At 64.2% G+C, this 1037-nt stretch carries 1 pseudogene; it reads left to right on the plus strand.

The window, feature by feature from the left end:
• Positions 1-1025 (plus strand): annotated as a pseudogene (locus MGN01_RS23270) (IS630 family transposase); the annotation flags it as partial.
• Positions 1026-1037 lie beyond the last annotated feature (12 nt).

Here is a 1037-nt window from a genome sequence, read left to right on the forward strand (position 1 = left end):
CAGCTTGTAGCGATTGCGGAGGACCGGTGCCGTCCGCTCAAGCACATTCTGCGCGCCCGCATCGTCCTGCTCTCGGCCGACCGATTGAATGTGCAGGACGTGGCTCGGCAAGCCGGTGTCAGCCGCCCCGCCGTTTGGCGTTGGCAACAGCGCTACGGGGAGGAAGGTGTCGAGGGCCTACTACGCGACAAGACGCGACCGCCCGGCATCGCGCCGCATCCCACCAAAACGGTGGCCGATGTCCTGGCACTGACCTGCTCGGAGCCGCCGGGCGAGGTCACTCACTGGACCGGCCGTGCTGTCGCCAAACAGATCGGGATCTCGCTCCGCTCCGTCCAAAGGATCTGGGAAGCACACCGCCTGCAACCGCATCGCGTGCGCACCTTCAAGCGATCGAACGACCCGGCCTTTGCCGAGAAGGTCGAGGATGTCGTCGGGCTCTACATGGACCCACCTGCTCACGCCGTGGTGCTGTCCATCGACGAGAAATCTCAGATCCAAGCGCTGGAACGGACCCGTCCCGATCAGCCGCTGGGCCGGGGCACCCGACCGCTCAGACCCACGACTATACGCGCCATGGCACCACCACGCTGTTTGCCGCTCTCGACGTCCTCGAAGGAACCGTGCTCAGACGCTGCATGCAGCGTCATCGCCACGGCGAGTTCATTCGCTTCCTCAACGCCATCGAGGCAGCTGTGCCGGCCGGCAAGCTGATCCATGTCGTGCTCGACAACTATGGGAGCCACAAGCACCCGAAGACCCGTGCGTGGCTCGCGCGCAATCCGCGCTGGATCTTCCACTTCACACCGACATCGGCTTCATGGCTCAACGCGGTCGAGGGCTTCTTCTCCGCTCTGACAAGGCGACGCCTGAGGCGTGGCACCTTCAGCGGCGTCACCGATCTCCAGGCCGCGATCAAACGCTACATCGCCGAACACAACCGTAACGCCAGACCCTTCGTCTGGACCAAACCAGCAAACGACATTCTCGCGGCTCTCCGCCGCGCCCCTGAACCTTCCGTCTGAGTCAGAGCACTA

It is taken from the genome of Methylobacterium gnaphalii (genome assembly GCF_007992215.1).
In the GTDB taxonomy this organism is placed as follows: Bacteria; Pseudomonadota; Alphaproteobacteria; order Rhizobiales; family Beijerinckiaceae; genus Methylobacterium; species Methylobacterium gnaphalii.